At 72.7% G+C, this 16,355-nt stretch carries 17 protein-coding genes and 3 pseudogenes; 7 read left to right on the top strand and 13 right to left on the bottom strand.

The window, feature by feature from the left end; genetic code table 11:
- Positions 1 to 220: 220 nt before the first annotated feature.
- The 4 genes and pseudogenes from ACWCP0_RS16030 to ACWCP0_RS16045 all read right to left on the bottom strand — a co-directional run bounded on the left by ACWCP0_RS16030 (position 221) and on the right by ACWCP0_RS16045 (position 4,998).
- Complete coding sequence (locus tag ACWCP0_RS16030; RefSeq protein WP_451079419.1) at positions 221 to 685, bottom strand: GNAT family N-acetyltransferase; 465 nt, start codon at positions 683 to 685, stop codon at positions 221 to 223.
- 23 nt (positions 686 to 708) lie between these two features.
- Positions 709 to 1,615, bottom strand: a pseudogene (locus tag ACWCP0_RS16035) (TIGR03621 family F420-dependent LLM class oxidoreductase).
- A 23-nt stretch (positions 1,616 to 1,638) separates the two neighbouring features.
- Positions 1,639 to 4,203, bottom strand: a complete 2,565-nt coding sequence (locus tag ACWCP0_RS16040; protein WP_451079420.1) for an ABC transporter permease — start codon at positions 4,201 to 4,203, stop codon at positions 1,639 to 1,641.
- A gap of 12 nt (positions 4,204 to 4,215) precedes the next feature.
- Entirely contained in the window at positions 4,216 to 4,998 is a 783-nt protein-coding gene (locus ACWCP0_RS16045; protein ID WP_451079421.1) for an ABC transporter ATP-binding protein, read from the bottom strand.
- A gap of 124 nt (positions 4,999 to 5,122) precedes the next feature.
- Here ACWCP0_RS16045 and ACWCP0_RS16050 point away from each other — a divergent pair, with 124 nt between their 5' ends.
- The 3 genes from ACWCP0_RS16050 (at position 5,123) to ACWCP0_RS16060 (ending at position 6,361) form a co-directional block, all read left to right on the top strand.
- Complete coding sequence (locus tag ACWCP0_RS16050; protein ID WP_451079422.1) at positions 5,123 to 5,398, top strand: antitoxin; 276 nt, start codon at positions 5,123 to 5,125, stop codon at positions 5,396 to 5,398.
- On the top strand, positions 5,395 to 5,766 hold the full coding sequence (locus ACWCP0_RS16055) for a fic family toxin-antitoxin system, toxin component (protein WP_451079423.1): 372 nt from the start codon (positions 5,395 to 5,397) through the stop codon (positions 5,764 to 5,766). The genes ACWCP0_RS16050 and ACWCP0_RS16055 overlap by 4 nt, the downstream gene beginning before the upstream one ends.
- A gap of 67 nt (positions 5,767 to 5,833) precedes the next feature.
- Positions 5,834 to 6,361 (top strand): hypothetical protein, encoded by a 528-nt coding sequence (locus ACWCP0_RS16060; RefSeq protein ID WP_451079424.1) that lies wholly within the window; start codon positions 5,834 to 5,836, stop codon positions 6,359 to 6,361.
- Between the two features lie 27 nt (positions 6,362 to 6,388).
- Here the strand turns inward: ACWCP0_RS16060 and ACWCP0_RS16065 are convergent, their stop codons facing one another.
- The 5 genes from ACWCP0_RS16065 to bioB all read right to left on the bottom strand — a co-directional run bounded on the left by ACWCP0_RS16065 (position 6,389) and on the right by bioB (position 10,880).
- Entirely contained in the window at positions 6,389 to 7,087 is a 699-nt protein-coding gene (locus ACWCP0_RS16065) for a class I SAM-dependent methyltransferase (protein ID WP_451079425.1), read from the bottom strand.
- Positions 7,088 to 7,147: 60 nt separating this feature from the next.
- Complete coding sequence (locus ACWCP0_RS16070; RefSeq protein ID WP_451079535.1) at positions 7,148 to 7,492, bottom strand: VOC family protein; 345 nt, start codon at positions 7,490 to 7,492, stop codon at positions 7,148 to 7,150.
- Between the two features lie 13 nt (positions 7,493 to 7,505).
- The gene (gene bioD, locus ACWCP0_RS16075; RefSeq protein ID WP_451079426.1) at positions 7,506 to 8,222 is read right to left on the bottom strand and encodes a dethiobiotin synthase; all 717 of its coding nucleotides are present in this window, start codon (positions 8,220 to 8,222) and stop codon (positions 7,506 to 7,508) included.
- A 206-nt stretch (positions 8,223 to 8,428) separates the two neighbouring features.
- Complete coding sequence (locus tag ACWCP0_RS16080) at positions 8,429 to 9,718, bottom strand: adenosylmethionine--8-amino-7-oxononanoate transaminase (RefSeq protein ID WP_451079427.1); 1,290 nt, start codon at positions 9,716 to 9,718, stop codon at positions 8,429 to 8,431.
- Positions 9,711 to 10,880, bottom strand: a complete 1,170-nt coding sequence (gene bioB / locus ACWCP0_RS16085; RefSeq protein ID WP_451079428.1) for a biotin synthase BioB — start codon at positions 10,878 to 10,880, stop codon at positions 9,711 to 9,713. The genes ACWCP0_RS16080 and bioB overlap by 8 nt, the downstream gene beginning before the upstream one ends.
- Positions 10,881 to 11,037: 157 nt before the next feature.
- On the opposite strand from bioB, the gene ACWCP0_RS16090 reads away from it, so the two are divergent.
- Positions 11,038 to 12,183 (top strand): 8-amino-7-oxononanoate synthase, encoded by a 1,146-nt coding sequence (locus tag ACWCP0_RS16090; RefSeq protein ID WP_451079536.1) that lies wholly within the window; start codon positions 11,038 to 11,040, stop codon positions 12,181 to 12,183.
- 27 nt (positions 12,184 to 12,210) lie between these two features.
- On the opposite strand, the gene ACWCP0_RS16095 is transcribed toward ACWCP0_RS16090, so the two are convergent.
- Complete coding sequence (locus tag ACWCP0_RS16095) at positions 12,211 to 12,426, bottom strand: DUF397 domain-containing protein (protein ID WP_351234105.1); 216 nt, start codon at positions 12,424 to 12,426, stop codon at positions 12,211 to 12,213.
- A 13-nt stretch (positions 12,427 to 12,439) separates the two neighbouring features.
- Positions 12,440 to 13,297, bottom strand: coding sequence for a helix-turn-helix domain-containing protein (locus ACWCP0_RS16100; RefSeq protein ID WP_451079429.1), 858 nt, complete (start codon positions 13,295 to 13,297; stop codon positions 12,440 to 12,442).
- A gap of 293 nt (positions 13,298 to 13,590) precedes the next feature.
- On the opposite strand from ACWCP0_RS16100, the gene ACWCP0_RS16105 reads away from it, so the two are divergent.
- Entirely contained in the window at positions 13,591 to 14,031 is a 441-nt protein-coding gene (locus ACWCP0_RS16105; protein WP_451079430.1) for an ATP-binding protein, read from the top strand.
- A 55-nt stretch (positions 14,032 to 14,086) separates the two neighbouring features.
- Positions 14,087 to 14,866 (top strand): SDR family NAD(P)-dependent oxidoreductase, encoded by a 780-nt coding sequence (locus ACWCP0_RS16110; RefSeq protein WP_451079431.1) that lies wholly within the window; start codon positions 14,087 to 14,089, stop codon positions 14,864 to 14,866.
- 19 nt (positions 14,867 to 14,885) lie between these two features.
- Here ACWCP0_RS16110 and ACWCP0_RS16115 read toward each other — a convergent pair.
- Positions 14,886 to 15,192: pseudogene (locus ACWCP0_RS16115) on the bottom strand (LysR substrate-binding domain-containing protein); the annotation flags it as partial.
- A gap of 8 nt (positions 15,193 to 15,200) precedes the next feature.
- Between ACWCP0_RS16115 and ACWCP0_RS16120 the strand changes: the two are divergent.
- A pseudogene (locus ACWCP0_RS16120) lies at positions 15,201 to 15,833 on the top strand (LysE family translocator).
- Here ACWCP0_RS16120 and ACWCP0_RS16125 read toward each other — a convergent pair.
- Positions 15,772 to 16,353, bottom strand: a complete 582-nt coding sequence (locus tag ACWCP0_RS16125; protein ID WP_451079432.1) for a DUF6328 family protein — start codon at positions 16,351 to 16,353, stop codon at positions 15,772 to 15,774. The pseudogene ACWCP0_RS16120 and the gene ACWCP0_RS16125 sit on opposite strands and share 62 nt — an antisense overlap.
- Positions 16,354 to 16,355: the final 2 nt, after the last annotated feature.

A 16,355-nucleotide genomic window follows, 5' to 3' on the forward strand; every position in this document is an offset into this window, starting at 1 on the left:
TCCGTCCCATGATCGGCCAGGGGGAGGAGGATCGCGCGATGTCTGCTACTGGGAGGCTCGCCCATGGGCGGACGCTCACACCTTTCGTTCATATGGTCGGGAGAACACCATGCTAAAGGACGGGCAAAGGGGTCATGTCGCGCCCCTGCCCGGCCGGGGCGGCCTCCCCGGCAGGCCGACCCCCTGCCCGGCAGGGCCTGCCGGGCAGGGGGCCGGGGCGTCAGATGAAACGCTTCACCCAGCGGCTCCACTCCGGCTGCGGCGCATATCCGGCCGAGCGCCACGCATGGTGCGCCGTCTCGTTCCCGTCCAGCACCATCGCGTCCCCGCGCCGCCCGCCCAGCCGTACGAAACGTTCCTCCGCGGCCGCGAGCAGCGCCCCGCCCACACCGCACCGCCGGTGGTCCGGATGGACCGCCAGCCGGTACAAGTGACAGCGCCAGCCGTCGAAGCCCGCGATCACCGTGCCCGCCAGCTCGCCGTCGCGCTCCGCGAGGATCAGCGCATCGGGGTCGCGCTCGACCAGCAGCTCGACCCCCGCCCGGTCGTCGCTGATGCTGGTGCCCTCCGCCGCCACCTTCCAGAACGCGAGCACGGAGCCGAGGTCGGCCGGCGTCGCGGTCCGTATCCGAAGATCAGTCATGGCGGCCATCCCAGCATCGCCCCGACGGCCCGTCGACGGCATTCCGCCATGCGATACGGGCCCGCTCAGTCGCCCCGCAGCTCCTCGATCACCTGACCGAACGACTCCATCCACGGGTCGAGCACGGTGAGGTACGAGAAGCCGTACCGCGCGCGCTGCTCCCTCATCTGGTCCGTGATCTGCTTCACCGTGCCGACGGCGAGCAGCGGCAGCTCCAGCACCTGCTCCTCGGTGAAATGCGGGACCAGCGGCAGCAACTCCCGGGCCGCGGCCCGCCGGTCGTCGGTGATCGTCGGGGCCCGGACGAGCAGGTTGAGCTCGGCAGGGCTTTCACGGCCGGCCGCGAACGAGTGGTACGCCGCCACCCGCTCGTCCAGCTCCTCCGTGGTGAGCGCCATCAGCACGCCGTTCGACTCGCGGGCCCCGGTGAACGCGACGACGTCCGCGTACTCGGCCGCCGGCCGCAGCACCCGGTTGCCGTTCCCGCCGATCAGCAGAGGTGGCCGCGGGCGCTGCACCGGTTGCGGCACGTGTCCCTCGTCCGCCGGCAACCGGTTCACCTCCTCGAGCCTACGGGCCGGTCGGTCCACGCTCCCCCAGAGCTTCGCCTGGGAGGTCCCCCCAGCCAGGCGGGAGGAAGTCCAGGCCCGCGCGGTCGTGCTCCTCCTCCGCATAGCCGGTGCCGAGCCCGATCTCCAGCCGCCCGCGCGCGAGTACATCGGCGGTGGCGATCTCCCGGGCGAGCAGAGCGGGGTTCCGGAACGCCGCGTTGAGGACGAACGTGCCGAGCCGCGGCCGCTGCGTCGCATCGGCGGCGGCGGTCAACGCCGGAAACGGCGCCACCATGCCCAGGTGATCGGGCACCAGGACGACGTCGTAGCCGAGCTCCTCCGCCCGCCGGCACCGCTTGCGCCACTCCTCGCCCTCGGCGGGCGTCACCATGTTCACCCCGAACCGGAACGGCCTGGCCAGGAAGTCCCTCCTCGGAAGATCGGCTACTCGTGCGCGATGGCGTTGAGCACGTTCATCCGCGACGCCCGCAGCGCCGGAAGCACCGCCGCCGCCAGACCCACCACCACCGATCCGAGCACGACCGCCACGACCGTCCCCCACGGCACGGCGAACTCGGTCATGCCCTCCAGCTCCAGCACCTGCTGCACCGCCACTCCCCACACCATGCCCAGCGCGAGTCCCAGTACCGCTCCGAAGACCGCGATCACGACCGATTCCAGCCGGATCATGCGGCGCAGCTGCACCCGCGAGAGACCGATCGCCCGCAGCAGCCCGATCTCCCGGGTCCGCTCGACCACCGAGAGCGCCAGCGTGTTCACGACGCCCAGCACGGCGATGACGATCGCCAGGCCCAGCAGCGCGTACACCAGATGGAGCAGTACGGAGATCTGCTGCCGCACCAGCTCCTTGTAGTCGGCCTGATCCCTCACCTGCACCTGCGGATACGGCTCCAGGGCCTCCTCCAGCGCCATGCGCAGCTCGCCCGGATCGACGCCGCCCGCCGCGTTCACGTAGACCGCGCTCTCCTGACCGCCCGGCACATGCCGGTCCAGGGTGGCAAGACCCATGAACAGTCCGCCCCGCATCCCGGGCCCCGTGGCCTGGTCCATGTCCGTCAGCGCGCCGACCGTCAGCCGGGCCTGCCGTCCGCCGGGGAACTCCACCGGCAGCACCGAACCGATCCGCACCCCGTGCTCCGCGGCGAAGCCCCGGTCCATGCCCAGTGCGTCCGGCGCCAGCGCGGCTCGCGTGTCCCCGCTCGCGTACGTGACGTTCGCGGCCTCGTCCAGCCCGGGGTCGTACCCCGCGGCCGTCGACTCCACCCGCCCGCCGTCGGGAAGCGTCAGCGCCAGCGGCGTGAACCGCTGCCGTACGACCGTGCCCGCGCCCGCCACGTCCCGTACCTTCTCGGTGACCTCCCGCGGGAACGGCTGGAAGTTGGTGTTCTGGACGACGAAGTCGGCGCCCAGCGTGCGGTCGATCTGCCGGTCGAAGGAGCGCGTCATCGAGGCGCTCGCCACCGAGAGTCCGGTCACCAGCGCCAGCCCGATCATCAGTGCAGCGGCCGTCGCGCCCGTACGCCGAGGATTGCGCAGGGCGTTGCGCCGGCTCATGCGGCCGACCGCACCGAACAGCCGAGGGTACGCCCCGCCGAGCAGCCTGATCACCGGCCGCACCAGCAGCGGACCGGCCACCACGGCGGCGATCAGCGTCAGCACCACGCCCAGTCCGAGAAGCGAGGACGCGGTCGCCGTCCGCCCGCTCGCCGCACACCCCGCGAGCGCGGCGAGGCCCGCCGCCCCGACGAGCCCACCCGCGACCGCCCTGACCTTCAGCGGCCGTCCCACACCCGCGACTTCGGCGTCCGCGAGGGCGGCCATCGGCGACACCCCGGCCGCGCGGCGGGCCGGCAGATACGCGGCGACAAAGGTGACGCCGAGACCGACGACGTACGCCGCGACCGGAGTCACCGGCCCGACCACCATCTCGGCGGCCCTCAGATTCATCCCGAACAGGCCCATCAGCTCGATCAGACCCGCGGCGAGACCGATCCCGGCGGCCAGCCCCAGCGTCGCGCCGACCAGCCCGAGCAGCAGCGCCTCGGTGAGCACCGAGCGGCGCACCTGCCGCCGGTCCGCGCCCAGGGCCCGCAGCAGCCCCAACTCGCGCGTCCGCTGGGCGATCAGCATCGAGAAGGTGTTGACGATCAGGAAGATCCCGACCAGCACCGCGACGCCGGCGAAGCCGAGCATCACGTACTTGATCACATCGAGGAATCCGCCCAGCTGCTCGGCGGCCGACTCGGCCTGCTCGTCCGCCGTCCTCAGCTCGTAGGTGTCGCCGAGCACGGTGCCGATCCGCTGCTTCAGCTCGGCGTCGGACACACCGCCGGCCGAGTCCACGGAGATCGACGTGGCCGCGTCCGGCCTGCCCAGCAGCCTCCGCTGGGCCGTCGCCGTGTCGAGATACACGAGTGCCGCACCCGGGTTGGTGGTGGTGAAGGTGGCGATGCCGACGATCTCGACATCGAAGGAGCCCGGCTGGGCCACGACGGTGAGCGTGTCCCCGATGCGCACGTCCTTCTTGTCGGCCGTGTCCTTGTCGACGACGGCCTGGCCCGGACCCTCCGGCGCGTGTCCTGCGGTGAGCCGCACCGGACTGCGGTCGGTGACGTACCAGTTGGCGGCGACGGTGGGTGCCCCCGTCGTCGGGCCGAGGGGCTCCTTGCGGTCGTCGACGACCGTGACGTTCTCGACGGCCGCGTCGACATGCGCGTCGGCGACACCGTCGACCTCGCGGACGCGCTGGGCGAGCGACGCCGGGACCGTACGGACGACACCGGAGGGCACGTACTCGTCGAGACCCTCCTTCGGGGAGACCGTCACATCCGCCGAGGTCGAGGCGAACAGCCGGTCGAAGGTGCGGGCCACCGTGTCCGAGAAGATCAGCGAGCCGCTGACGAAAGCGACGGACAGGATCACCGCGAGGGCCGAGAGGAGCAGGCGGCCCTTGTGGGCGAGGAAGCTCCGCAGCGTCGCCTTCAGCACGGCGCCGGTCCCTCAGCTCTTGCGCAGGGTGTCGAAACGCTTGAGGCGTTCCAGCACCGCCTCGGCCGTCGGCTCGTGCATCACGTCCACGATGCGCCCGTCGGCGAGGAACAGCATCTGATCCGCGTGGCCTGCCGCGCCCGGGTCATGGGTCACCATCACCACCGTCTGGTCCAGGCGGTCCACGGCCTCCCGCAGGAAGCCGAGCACCTCGGCACCGGCCCGCGAGTCCAGATTGCCGGTCGGCTCGTCGGCGAAGATCAGCTCGGGGCGGGAGGCGAGGGCCCGGGCGCAGGCGACACGCTGCTGCTGACCGCCGGAGAGCTGCGCGGGCCGGTGCTTCAGCCGGTCGCGCAGCCCCAGGGTGTCGATCACCTGGTCCACCCACTCCCGGTCGGGTCTCCGCCCGGCGATGTCCATCGGGAGCGTGATGTTCTCGGCGGCGGTGAGCGTCGGCAGCAGGTTGAACGCCTGGAACATGAAGCCGACACGGTCCCGGCGCAGCCGGGTGAGCTCACGGTCCCTGAGCCCGGTGATCTCGGTGTCGCCGAGCCAGACCTGCCCCGCGGAGACCGTGTCGAGGCCCGCGAGACAGTGCATCAGCGTGGACTTGCCGGATCCGGAGGGGCCCATCACGGCCGTGAAGCGCCCGCGCGCGATGTCCACGTCCACGGAGTCGAGGGCGAGCACGGCCGTCTCGCCCGTGCCGTACGCCTTGGTGAGGCCGCGGGCCCGCGCGGCGAGCGGCGCGTCCGTGGCCGGTCCATGGGCCGGCGCTGTGGCAGGAGTGGACAATGCTGCCTCCCGGGTCGTGGGTGTCTGCGGCTCCCGAACTCCGTGCTCCGTGCTGCGTACCCCCGAGCGTACGGGCAGCCTCCAGGGGTTGTCGGTGCTAGCGCCACAGCGCTAGCGTGAAGGGGTGGCCAAGACTCAGCTGAACGTACGGGTGGACGAGAGCACCGCCGAGACCGCGCGCCGGCGGGCGCACCAGCGCGGGGTGAGCGTGAACCGCTACATCGAGGAGCTCGTCCAGCAGGACGCGGGCGAGGTCGGGCGCACGTTCGTCGATGCCGCGGCCGACTTCATGAAGCAGTACGAGTCGGTGTTCGCCGAGGAGTTCGGCGCGTCGGGCGGTGCGTCGGGCAGCGTGCCGGGCCGCGCGTCAAGCGCGGAGCGGAGCAAGGGCGGGCGTTGAACCTCTCGATCGACCTCGCCTGGCTTCTCATGGTCGCCGAGCACAAGACGCCCGGCGATCCGCAGGTCACCGACTGGGGTGCGCTCGTCGCCGCCGTCAGCCGTCACGATGCGGAGATATTCGGCACGCCCGTCTACAGCGATCCGCACACGCGTGCCGCGTCCCTGCTGCAACTGCTGCTGCACGTTCCCGCGCTGGAGCACTCCAACGCGATGTTCGCGTCGGCCGTCGCGTACGGCTATCTCGTCGCATCGGGCCTGAAGGTCGTGACCTCGCCCGAGCAGGTCCGTGACCTCGCACGGCTCGTGAAGGACGGCAAGGCGGACGTCCGGACCATCGCCGGCGAACTCCGCCAGTGGAGCCACTGAGCCGGCCATCGCGGAAGATCCGCGGAAGCCGCCCGTCCGGACGTGGGCCGTGGCTAGGTTGCGACGCATGGCCACCACACAGAACGCGCGTACGAGACGAATGGCGCTCGCGGTCTCCGGCGCCGCGGTGATCGCGGTCCTGGGCATCAGCGGTGCGATCGCGGCGAACGGGACGGACGGGCCGGTCGCCCGCGTCGGCGTCGCCGACGAGACGTCGACGCCGCCGGACACCGGCGGATCGACGGGCGGGGACAGCAGCGGCAGCGACGGCGGCGGTACCGACAGCGGCGGCAGCGTGGGCGTGAGCGACGGCGGCACCACGAACGGGTCCGACGGCAGCGGTTCGACGGGCGAGACCGTCGGCGGACCGGACCCCAGCCCGACCGGCCCGCCCGGCCCGACCGACCCCGCGCCGACGGATCCCCCGTCCCCGTCCCCCTCGCCCAGCACGCCCGCCGATCTGGACGGCCTGGCCGAGCGCATCGACGAGCTGAACGCCAAGGTCGACCAACTGCCGACGAAGAAGGAACTGGCCGACGCGCTACGGGCGTTCGCCGACGAGCTGGAGAAGGGCGACGGCGACCGGCGACGCTGAGCGCTTCCCGATGCCGAGGGGGACCAGCTAGGACACGTCCTGGGCCGGTGCGTCGGTCGTGTACGGCCGGCGCGCCACTCCCAGCACCGCGAAGGACGAGGGCAGTCGGGGTCCCTTCTCCGGAATGCTCAGCCCGCGGAACGCGCCGACGTCGAAGCCGGCCCGCTCCATAGCGGCGATCGGGTCGCGGGCCGTGTGGCAGCCGCCGAACAGCCACGGCCACACCGTGCGGTCCAGGGCCCGCTGGGTCCTGGCCATCGCCCGGCCCGGCGCCAGACCGTGCTCGAAGAAGCGCAACTCACCGCCCGGGCGCAGCACCCGCTTGATCTCCGAGAGCGCCCGCGGCACGTCCCGTACCGTGCACAGCACCAGGGACACGACGGCCCCGTCGAACGCCTCGCTCTTGACCGGCAGCGCCTCGGCGGCACCCGGCACCACATCGACGGGCACGTCGGCGCGGAGCGCCGCGGTCGCCGCCATCCGGCGCAGGGTGCGCTCCGGCTCGATGGCGACGACCTCGGAGACGGCGGCGGGGTAGTGGGCGAAGTTCAGCCCGTTGCCCGCGCCGATCTCGATGACCCGGCCCGACAGGCCGGACAGCAACTCCTTGCGGTACTCGGCGATCCCGCCCTTCGCGTCGGCGGTCACGCTGATGCGCGCGTAGAAGCGGGCGAAGACGGGGTGGTGGACGGCGTCCCGGGGGACACTCGAACTGCGCAACGGCATCGTGGGCCTCCTCCGACGTCCGATACGGTGATTGTCCCCCCGGACGGGCCGCGTCAGCCGTCAGCCACTCACAAAACAGAACTCGTTGCCCTCCGGGTCCCGCACCACCTGGAAACGGCCCTGGTCGTCGTCGACGATCCCGCCGACCAGGGTCGCGCCGAGCCGCACGACCTCGGCGGCCGCTGCCTCGATGTCTCCCGCGTTCAGGTCCAGATGGAGCCGGTTCTTGGCGGACTTCGCCTCCGGCACGCGCTGGAAGGCGACGCGTACGAACCCGGGCGGATCGACATACGCCCAGTCCGCGTCCCGCACCACCGCTTCGCCGCCGAGCAGGCCGGACCAGAACCGGGCGAGAACCGCGGGCTCGGCGCAGTCGAAGACGATCTCGTCGACTCTTGCTCGCATGGCGGTCATGACGTCAGCGTACGGACGCGGCGAAGGCCTCCGCGTCCCAGACCCCGCCGAGCGCGGGGCCGAGCCAGTACGGCGCCGCCGTACGGAAGGCGGCGGGCGGCAGCGAGCCCGATCCCTCCGGCACGACGCCCAGCAGCGGCGCGCCCGCCGCCTCGGGCAGATCGGTGAGATTGCAGCGGGCCGCGAGATCGGGCACGGCGGGCCAGCTGCCCACGACGACGCCGAGGGGCTCCAGCGAACGGGCGCGCAGCGCCTCGGCGGTGAGGGCGGTCGTGTTCAGCGTCCCGAGCCCGGGCGGAGCCACGATCAACACGGGGGCGCGGAGCGTGCGGGCGGCGTCGGCGAGGGTGCCGGCGGCGTCGTCGAACCGGACGAGCAGGCCGCCGGCGCCCTCGACCAGGACGAGGTCGTGCTCCGTGGCGAGCTTCTCGGCGGCCTCGGCCACGGCGTGCGGCCGCACCGGCGCCATGCCCGCCCTCCGCGCGGCGGTCGCCGGTGCCAACGGCTCGGGGAACCGGGCGAGTTCCACCCCGCTCACCCCGCTCCCCGCGAGCCGCGCGGCCTCCTCCGCGTCCCCGGCCTCCCCGCTCCCCAGCCCCGTCTGCGCGGGTTTCAGGACGGCCACCTTCCGCCCCCGGACGGCGGCGACGGCGGCGACGGCCGCGGTGACGACGGTCTTCCCGATCTCGGTCCCGGTCCCGGTGACGACGATGACACCCATGCGCGCGCTGCTCCTTGCCGTTGTCTGTTCCTGTGCTGCTGTCCTGTGCTGCCGTGCTGCTGCGGTGCCGCCCGTCCGCCGGGCGGGGGAGCACCTGCGGGGGGCGCAGGCGGCGGAGCCGCGCGCCGGACGGGCCTCGGCGGTGCCGCGCGCCGGACGGGCCTCGGCGGTGCCGCGCGCCGGACGGGCCTCGGTGGAGCCCCGCGTCACCCCGCCGCCGCGGCCGCCCGTACCGCGCGGGTGATGCGGGCGAGGTCCTCGTCGCCCGTCACGTACGGCGGCATCGTGTACACCAGGTCCCGGAACGGACGAAGCCACACACCCTCGCGCACCGCCGCCTCCGTGGCCGCGGCCATGTCCACGGGGTGCTCCAGCTGGACCACCCCGATGCCGCCGAGGACGCGGACGTCCCGCACCCCGTCCAGCGACGCCGCCTCCGCAAGCCCCTCCCGCAGGCCCGCCTCCAGGCGCTTGACCTCCTGCGCCCAGTCCTGACCGAGCAGCAGGTCGATCGAGGCGCACGCCACCGCCGCCGCCAGCGGGTTCCCCATGAACGTCGGCCCGTGGGCGAGGACGGGCACCTCACCCTGTGAGATCCCGTCCGCGACCCGCCCCGTGCACAGGGTCGCTGCCATCGTCAGATAACCGCCGGTCAGCGCCTTGCCGAGGCACATGACATCGGGCGAGACAGCCGCGTGCTCCGCAGCGAAGAGCGTGCCCGTCCGCCCGAAGCCGGTGGCGATCTCGTCGAACACGAGCAGCACGCCGTGCGCGTCGCACGCCTCCCGGAGCACCCGCAGATACGCGGGGGAGTGGAAGCGCATCCCGCCCGCTCCCTGCACCACCGGCTCCACGATCACCGCGGCCAGCTCGTCGGCGTGCCGCGCGACGAGCGCGCGCAGATGGTCCGCGTACGTCTCCTCGTACGCGACCGGCGGCGCGTCCGCGAAGATCTGCCGTGGCAGCACACCCGACCACAGGTCGTGCATGCCGCCCTCGGGGTCGCAGACCGACATCGGCTGCCAGGTGTCCCCGTGGTACCCGCCGCGCCAGGTCAGCAGCCGCTGCTTGGCCGGACGGCCGACCGAGCGCCAGTACTGCAGGCACATCTTCACCGCGACCTCGACGGACACCGAGCCCGAGTCGCAGAGGAAGACGTGCCGGAGCGGCTCAGGGGTGATCTCGACCAGCCGGGTGGCGAGCCGGACGGCCGGTTCATGGGTGAGGCCGCCGAACATCACATGGCTCATGCGGTCCAGCTGGCCGCGTGCCGCCTCGTTGAGCACGGGGTGGTTGTAGCCATGGACCGCCGACCACCACGAGGACATGCCGTCGACCAACTCGCGCTGTCCGTACGCCGGTTCGGCGAGCCGGAGCCGTACGCCGGACGCGGACTCGACGACCAGCGGGTCCGTACGGCCCGGCATCGGGCCGTACGGGTGCCAGACATGGGCCCGGTCCAGGGCCACGAGTTCGCGCGCGCCGGGGCTACGCATTGGGTGCGAGGTCCGTCCCGGCGCCCCGGCGGCGCACCGCCACCAGATCGGGCCGTGCCGAGGTGGCGCTCGCGGTCTCCGGGGTTTCCGGCGCGGCGTCACCGCACGGCTCGCAGCCGCCGCCCCCGTGCGAGCCGCAGCCGCCCGCCGGCGCGTTCACCCGGTGCTCCGGCAGCGTCGTCGTGTCCGCGCCCTCGACCTCGAAGCCCGCGTCCGCGATCATCTCGAGGTCCGCATGGCCCGCCTGGCCCTCGCTGGTCAGGTAGTCGCCGAGGAAGATCGAGTTGGCCAGGTGCAGCGCCAGCGGCTGGAGCGTGCGCAGATGCACCTCGCGGCCGCCCGCGAGCCGTACCTCCACGTCCGGGCAGACGAACCGCACCATGGCGAGGATCCGCAGCGCCCGCTGCGGCGTCAGGTTCCACTCCTTGGCGAGCGGCGTGCCCTCGAACGGGATCAGGAAGTTCACCGGCACCGAGTCCGGGTCCAGCTCGCGCAGCGCGAACACCACGTCGACCAGGTCCTCGTCGCTCTCGCCCATGCCCGCGATCAGACCGGAGCACGCCGACAGCCCGGCCGCGTGCGCCTTCTGGACGGTGTCCACCCGGTCGGAGTAGGTGTGCGTGGTCGTGATGTCCCCGTACGTCCCCTCGGACGTGTTGAGGTTGTGGTTGTACGCGTCGGCGCCCGCGGACCGCAGCCGCTCGGCCTGCCCGTCGGAGAGCAGGCCGAGGCAGGCGCACACCTCGACGCCCTCGTTCTGCTCCTTGATCGCCTCGATGGTCTGCGACACCCGGTCGACGTCCCGGTCCGTCGGACCGCGGCCACTGGCGACCAGGCACACCCGCTTCGCGCCGCCCGCGACCCCGGCGGCGGCCGCCTTCGACGCCTCGTCGGGCTTCAGCCAGGTGTACTTGAGGATGTCCGCCTTGGAGCCCAGCCGCTGGGAACAGTAGGAGCAGTCCTCGGGACACAGGCCCGACTTGAGGTTGACCAGATAGTTCAGCTTCACCCGCCGCCCGAACCACTGACGGCGCACCTTTCCGGCCGCGGCCACCACTTCGAGCAGATCGTCGTCGGAGGTCGCCAGCACGGCGAGCGCTTCTTCGCGGGTCGGCAGCTCGCGCCGCAGGCCCTTGTCCACCAGCGTGTTCAGGAGGTCCATGGCGCAGATCCTTGCCTACCGGACACCCCCGGGCCAAGGAGGAACTCGACAACACGCGCGGAATGAGGTGTGTGCATGGCCACACTCTGACCTCTGCTGTCCCGGGCTAGGGTCTGTCCGCTGCCTACAAAAGGACCGGACCGTCATGCCGCAGGCCCTGCCCCAGGATCCCTTCGAGTGGACCGCCGACGCGGCACGCCTCCGGGCGGACGCCGGTCTCGTACGGACACTCCGGCCGCGCCCCGCCGACGCCGCCGTGCTCGATCTCGCGAGCAACGACTATCTCGGCCTCACCCGGCGGCCGGAGATCACCGAGGCGGCGGCCGAGGCCTCCCGGCGCTGGGGCGCCGGGGCAACCGGCTCGCGGCTCGTCACCGGCAGCACCGAGCTGCACGCGGAACTGGAGTGCGAACTGGCCGAGTTCTGCGGTTTCGAGGCCGCGCTGGTGTTCTCCTCCGGGTACGCCGCGAACCTCGCCGCACTCACCGCGCTCAGCGCCCATGGCTCCCTGATCGTCTCGGACGCGGGCAACCATGCCTCCATCGTCGACGGCTGCCGGCTCTCGCGGGCCGAGACGGCGGTCGTCCCGCACGCCGATCCCGAGGCCGTGCGCAAGACGCTCGAAGCGCATCCCGGGCGGCGCGCCCTCGTCGTCACCGACTCGGTCTTCTCGGTGGACGGTGACGCCGCCCCGCTGACCGGTCTCGCCGAGGCCTGCCGCACGCACGGGGCCGCTCTCGTGGTCGACGACGCGCACGGCTTCGGGGTGCTCGGGGACGGCGGCAGGGGCGCCCTGCACGCCGCCCGGCTCGCGGGTGCCACGGGCGTCGTCGCCACCCTGACGCTCTCCAAGTCCCTCGGCAGCCAGGGCGGTGCGGTCCTCGGCCCGGCGCGGGTGATCGACCATCTGGTCAACGCCGCGCGGACGTTCATCTTCGACACCGGCCTCGCCCCGGCCGCGGTGGGCGCCGCCCTGGCGAGCCTGCGGCTGCTGCGACGCGAGCCGGCACTCGCCGAGCGGGCCCGTACCGTCGCCACGACGCTGTACGAGCGGCTGACCGGAGCCGGACTGACCGCCGCCCGTCCGGACGCGGCCGTCGTGTCCGTACAGGCTCCGTCGCCGGAGTCGGCCGTGCGGTGGGCGGCGGACTGCCGTGCCGCGGGTCTGGCCGTCGGGTGCTTCCGGCCGCCGTCCGTGCCGGACGGGATCTCGCGGATCCGGCTGACTGCGCGGGCCGACCTCACGGAACAGCAGATCGAGGCGGCGCTCGGCACGATCCTGCGGACCGCGCCGCCGCGGTGAGTTCCGCGGCCGCCGGCCGCCGACCGGTCAGGCGTCCTCGCGTCGCAGCCCGCGCAGGAAACCGGTCCATGCCTCGGGAGAGAGACGCAGATGCGGCCGCTCGACGTTCTTCGAGTCGCGCACGGCCAGGCCGCCGTCCGCGTATCGGGCCGTCTCGACGCAGTTGTTCATTCCGACGCTGCGGCTGCTGCGCCGCCAAGGGGTGCAGATCTGGGTGCGTATCCGTGCGTGGTGAGCAGACATGTGTGTGCCTTCCCTACGCGCCGTCAGCGATCCCGGCGATGAGGTCCAACGAGTCCTGGAACGACAGGGCATGCGCCTGCATGGTGCGGAACGCGGCGCCGTACGCCTCGAGGTCTTCTTTCCGCTCCAGGTAGAGGCTACTCGTCAGATGGTCAAGAACAACCACGTCCAGATCAGAAGTGGTCGGGAACGAGAAAATTACGAAAGGTCCGGTAAGGCCCGCATAGCCGCCCGTCGAGAACGGAAGCACCTGCAGCCGCACATGGGGGAGTTGGGCCTGCTCCAGCACCCGTGCCAGCTGCCCGCGCATCACCCGTGGCCCGCCCACCTGCCGCCGCAGCACCGCCTCGTCCAGGACCGCGCTGAACGCCAGGGGACACTCCGCGCGCAGCACCTCCTGGCGGGCGAGCCGCACCTCCACCAGCGAGTCCACGGTCGCCGCAGGCACCCCGTCCAGCGCGGAACGGGTCACCGCCCGTGCGTAGTCCGGGGTCTGCAGGAGCCCCGGCACCACCGAGGTCTCCAGCGTGCGCGCGGCCCTCGCCTGCGACTCCAGACTGATGAAGTCCCGGTACTGGGGCGGGATCACCCCGCGATAGGCGTGCCACCAGCCGGTGCCCCCGCCGCCTGCCGAGCCGGCCAGCGCCTCGAGCAGTTCGCGCAGCCGCGCGTCGGTGACGTCGTACGCATCGAGCAGCCGCACCACATCGGCCGGTTTCACACCGCTCGCGCCGGTCTCGATCCGGCTCACCTTCGACTGGTGCCACCCCACGAGCCGGGCGGCGTCCCGGCTGGTGAGACCCGCGCCGAGGCGCAGCCCGCGCAGCTCCTCACCGAGCTTGCGCCGACGCACCGCGGGACCGTGCCGCATGCCCGCCGCCTCCTTCCGGTACCAGGGCCTTCCTCCGGATCGGACCCGAGCTGCCCGGCGGACCGCGGGCACCGAAACGGCAGCCACCAAGTCTGCGCCCAAATACGTTCTCGCGTAGCAGAGTTCACCGCTTTGAGCGACAGATATATGCATATCCTGGTGGATCGCCGCCAACAGCGGCATCAACGGTGGCAGTCTGGCGCGAAGCACAGTCCGAGGCCGCTCCGGTGCATCATCCGCTACGTGTCGCCACGTGCCGGCATCCGGCCCCGGTGGGAAAGGGACAGCTCGCCATGGCAGACCACCTGGAAGCCTCCGTCACTCTGCCGAGCGATCCCGCCTCGGTCTCCGCCGCCCGGCGATACGTCACCGGAGTCCTCGCCGAATGGGGCCTCCCCGATGAGGCGGAAACGGCCGACACCGTCCGGCTGATCGTCTCCGAACTCGCCACCAACGCCGTGCAGCACACCTTCGGGCAGTCGCCGACCTTCACCGTCGACCTCCGCCTGGAGCGCGACGAGCACCTGCGGGTCGGGGTCACCGACAGCCATCCTCGCTGGCCGCAGCGGCTGCCCGCGACCGTCCAACAGGACAACGGACGCGGCATGGTGATCATCCGCTGGCTCACCACCGAGTACGGCGGACAGCTCTCCGTGACCCCGACTCCCGACGGCGGCAAGACCGTCTGGATCGCGCTCCCGTGGACCACGGCCCCCGTCCGGAACCCGGACTGAACCGGTCGGCACCGCCCCGGCCCCGCCCCGATGGCCTGCCGACTAGTGTGCGGGGATGATCTCGCAGGCGTATCTCTCCGAACTGTTCTCGCTGGAAGGCCGGGTGGCCGTGGTGACCGGCGGCAGTTCGGGCATCGGCCGGGCCATCGCCGGGGCTCTCGCGCGCGCAGGGGCGGAAGTCGTGGTCGTGGCACGCAGGGAGGCGGAGCTGGCCGCCACGGTTGGCGAGCTGGCCGCCCACGGCTGCCGGGCGGCCTGGGTGAGCGCCGACCTGAGCACCCGCGACGGTGTGCGCGCGGCGGCCGAGGAGGCGGTCGAGGCGTTCGGGGAGCCCGACGTCCTCGTCAACTGCGCCGGGGTCAACCTGCGTCCGCCGATGGGCGAGCTGGGCGAGGACGTGTGGGACACCACCATGGCCGTGAACCTGGAGGCGCCGTATCTGCTGGGCCGGCGGTTCGGGCCCGGTATGGCCGAACGAGGATTCGGCCGGATCATCCACATCACCTCCCAGCAGGCGCACCGAGCGTTCGTCCAGAGCGGCGCATACGGGGTTTCCAAGGGGGCGCTGGAGTCGCTGGCCCGCTCACAGGCCGAGGCATGGTCGCCGTACGGCGTCACCTGCAACACGCTGGTGCCGGGATTCGTGATGACGCCGCTCAACACGCGGCTGTCCTCGGACCCCGACAAGGTGGCGGCGCTGGCCGCGCGCACGATGGTCGGGCGCAACGGGCTGGCCGAGGACTTCGCGGGCGCGGCGGTGTTCCTGGCGAGCCGCGCCTCCGCCTATGTGACCGGGCAGTCGATCTTCGTCGACGGCGGGTTCTCCGTTCACTGAGCCTCGCACGACCGCCTTGCGCGGCCCGCGCGAACCCCGTCCGCAGCAGCGCCCGCAGGGAGCGGGCAGCGGGACCGGAGTCGTCGCCGCGGTGTGCCACCGAGATCGTCCGCCGGAAGGCGGCGGGCTCCAGCGGCCTCACCCCGAGCGGCGTCGTCGCCGTCGCGGCCACCATCCGGCACGACGGCGACCCCGAGGCCGGCGCTGACCAGGGCGTAGCCCGGCGACTCGCACACCACGGCCGGTGTCGCCCCGGCCCGCGCCCATGCGCTCTCGACGCCCTTGCGAGCGGGACGTGAGGGCGCGCTGCTGATCAGCGGCCGGCCCTGGACGCATGGACGCACGGCTGATCGCCTTCATCGGGGTCGCCACAGGCAGGGTCGCCATGCCGGGCGCGGACTTCACGGTCGTCGTCCGCAGTGCGCTGACGTCGCGACGGGGCGGCGTCGCGGCCGCTCTCGGGGTCGCCGGCGGGCTGGTCGTCCACACCGGGCCTGCCGTGGCCGGGCCGGCGGCGCTGCTGGTGGCGGTCCCCGTGCTCTACCGGACGCTGCAGTTCGCGGGCGGTGCGTACGTCCTCTACGTCGGTCGTGCAGGCCCTGCGCAGCGCGCTCCGGCCGGTACGGGCGGCCCGGGACGAGGGCGAGCGGCCGGTGCCCGCCGGGACCGTGCGCAGCCTGCGTCAGGGCTTTCTGACCAATGTGCTGAACCCCAAGGCCCCGGTGCTCTTCCTCAGCCTGCTGCCGCAGCTCGTCCCGGCGGCGCGCCCGTGCTGCCGCGGACGCTGCTGCCGGCCGGGCTCGTGGTCGTGCTCGCACCGGTCTGGTTCCCGCTCGTCGCGCTGCTCGTGGACCGGCTGGGGCGGTGGCTGCGGCGGCCGCGTACCGCACGGACCGTGGAGGGGGTCAGCGGCGGGGCTCTGACGGCCCTCGGGCCGACGCTGGTGAGCGCTCCCCTCGCCCGTTGAGGCTGCGGGCCATGGCCCACGGCAGGACGGCCCAGAGCGCGGCGCAGATGAGCAGCGTCACCGCAGCGGCCGCGATGCCCTCCGGTGTGCCGTGCACGACGTCGACGACCAGGAGCATCGCGGAGGCCAGCGCCAGCGCGAGCACCGTCAGGCCGATGCCCGCCAGCCGGGAGGAGACCTGCACGATCTCCTCCTTGGCACCCCTGCGGAAGAGGCCCCGATGCACCGCGGCGGGCGCGGTGAACAGCGCCGCGGCCGCCACGGCGAGCAGCAGCGTGGTCACGTACGTGCCGCGCTGGAACGAGTCGAGGGACGGGAACCGCGCCGTGAAGGCCAGCGTGAGCAGAAAGGCGAACAGGATCTGGACGCCTGTCTGGATGACCCGCAGCTCCTGCAGGAGCTCGGCGAAGTTGCGGTCGGCGCGCTCCGGCTCCGTCTCGCGCCGTCCGTCGTCGCGCCGTTCGTCGTCCGGTCGTGCGTCGTCGTTCCGCGGGGCGTCGGGGCTCTGGTCGTCAGGCATAC

The sequence above is a fragment of the Streptomyces sp. NPDC001970 genome (assembly GCF_053594115.1).

Coding starts and splice junctions, on each gene's coding strand:
- ACWCP0_RS16095 (WP_351234105.1), bottom strand. CDS start 12,426: ATGTCTGCTCACCACGCACGGATACGCACCCAGATCTGCACCCCTTGG.
- ACWCP0_RS16100 (WP_451079429.1), bottom strand. CDS start 13,297: ATGCGGCACGGTCCCGCGGTGCGTCGGCGCAAGCTCGGTGAGGAGCTG.
- bioD (WP_451079426.1), bottom strand. CDS start 8,222: ATGGGTGTCATCGTCGTCACCGGGACCGGGACCGAGATCGGGAAGACC.
- ACWCP0_RS16070 (WP_451079535.1), bottom strand. CDS start 7,492: ATGCGAGCAAGAGTCGACGAGATCGTCTTCGACTGCGCCGAGCCCGCG.
- ACWCP0_RS16125 (WP_451079432.1), bottom strand. CDS start 16,353: ATGCCTGACGACCAGAGCCCCGACGCCCCGCGGAACGACGACGCACGA.
- bioB (WP_451079428.1), bottom strand. CDS start 10,880: ATGGACCTCCTGAACACGCTGGTGGACAAGGGCCTGCGGCGCGAGCTG.
- ACWCP0_RS16105 (WP_451079430.1), top strand. CDS start 13,591: ATGGCAGACCACCTGGAAGCCTCCGTCACTCTGCCGAGCGATCCCGCC.
- ACWCP0_RS16065 (WP_451079425.1), bottom strand. CDS start 7,087: ATGCCGTTGCGCAGTTCGAGTGTCCCCCGGGACGCCGTCCACCACCCC.
- ACWCP0_RS16110 (WP_451079431.1), top strand. CDS start 14,087: ATGATCTCGCAGGCGTATCTCTCCGAACTGTTCTCGCTGGAAGGCCGG.
- ACWCP0_RS16060 (WP_451079424.1), top strand. CDS start 5,834: ATGGCCACCACACAGAACGCGCGTACGAGACGAATGGCGCTCGCGGTC.
- ACWCP0_RS16030 (WP_451079419.1), bottom strand. CDS start 685: ATGCCGTCGACGGGCCGTCGGGGCGATGCTGGGATGGCCGCCATGACT.
- ACWCP0_RS16080 (WP_451079427.1), bottom strand. CDS start 9,718: ATGCGTAGCCCCGGCGCGCGCGAACTCGTGGCCCTGGACCGGGCCCAT.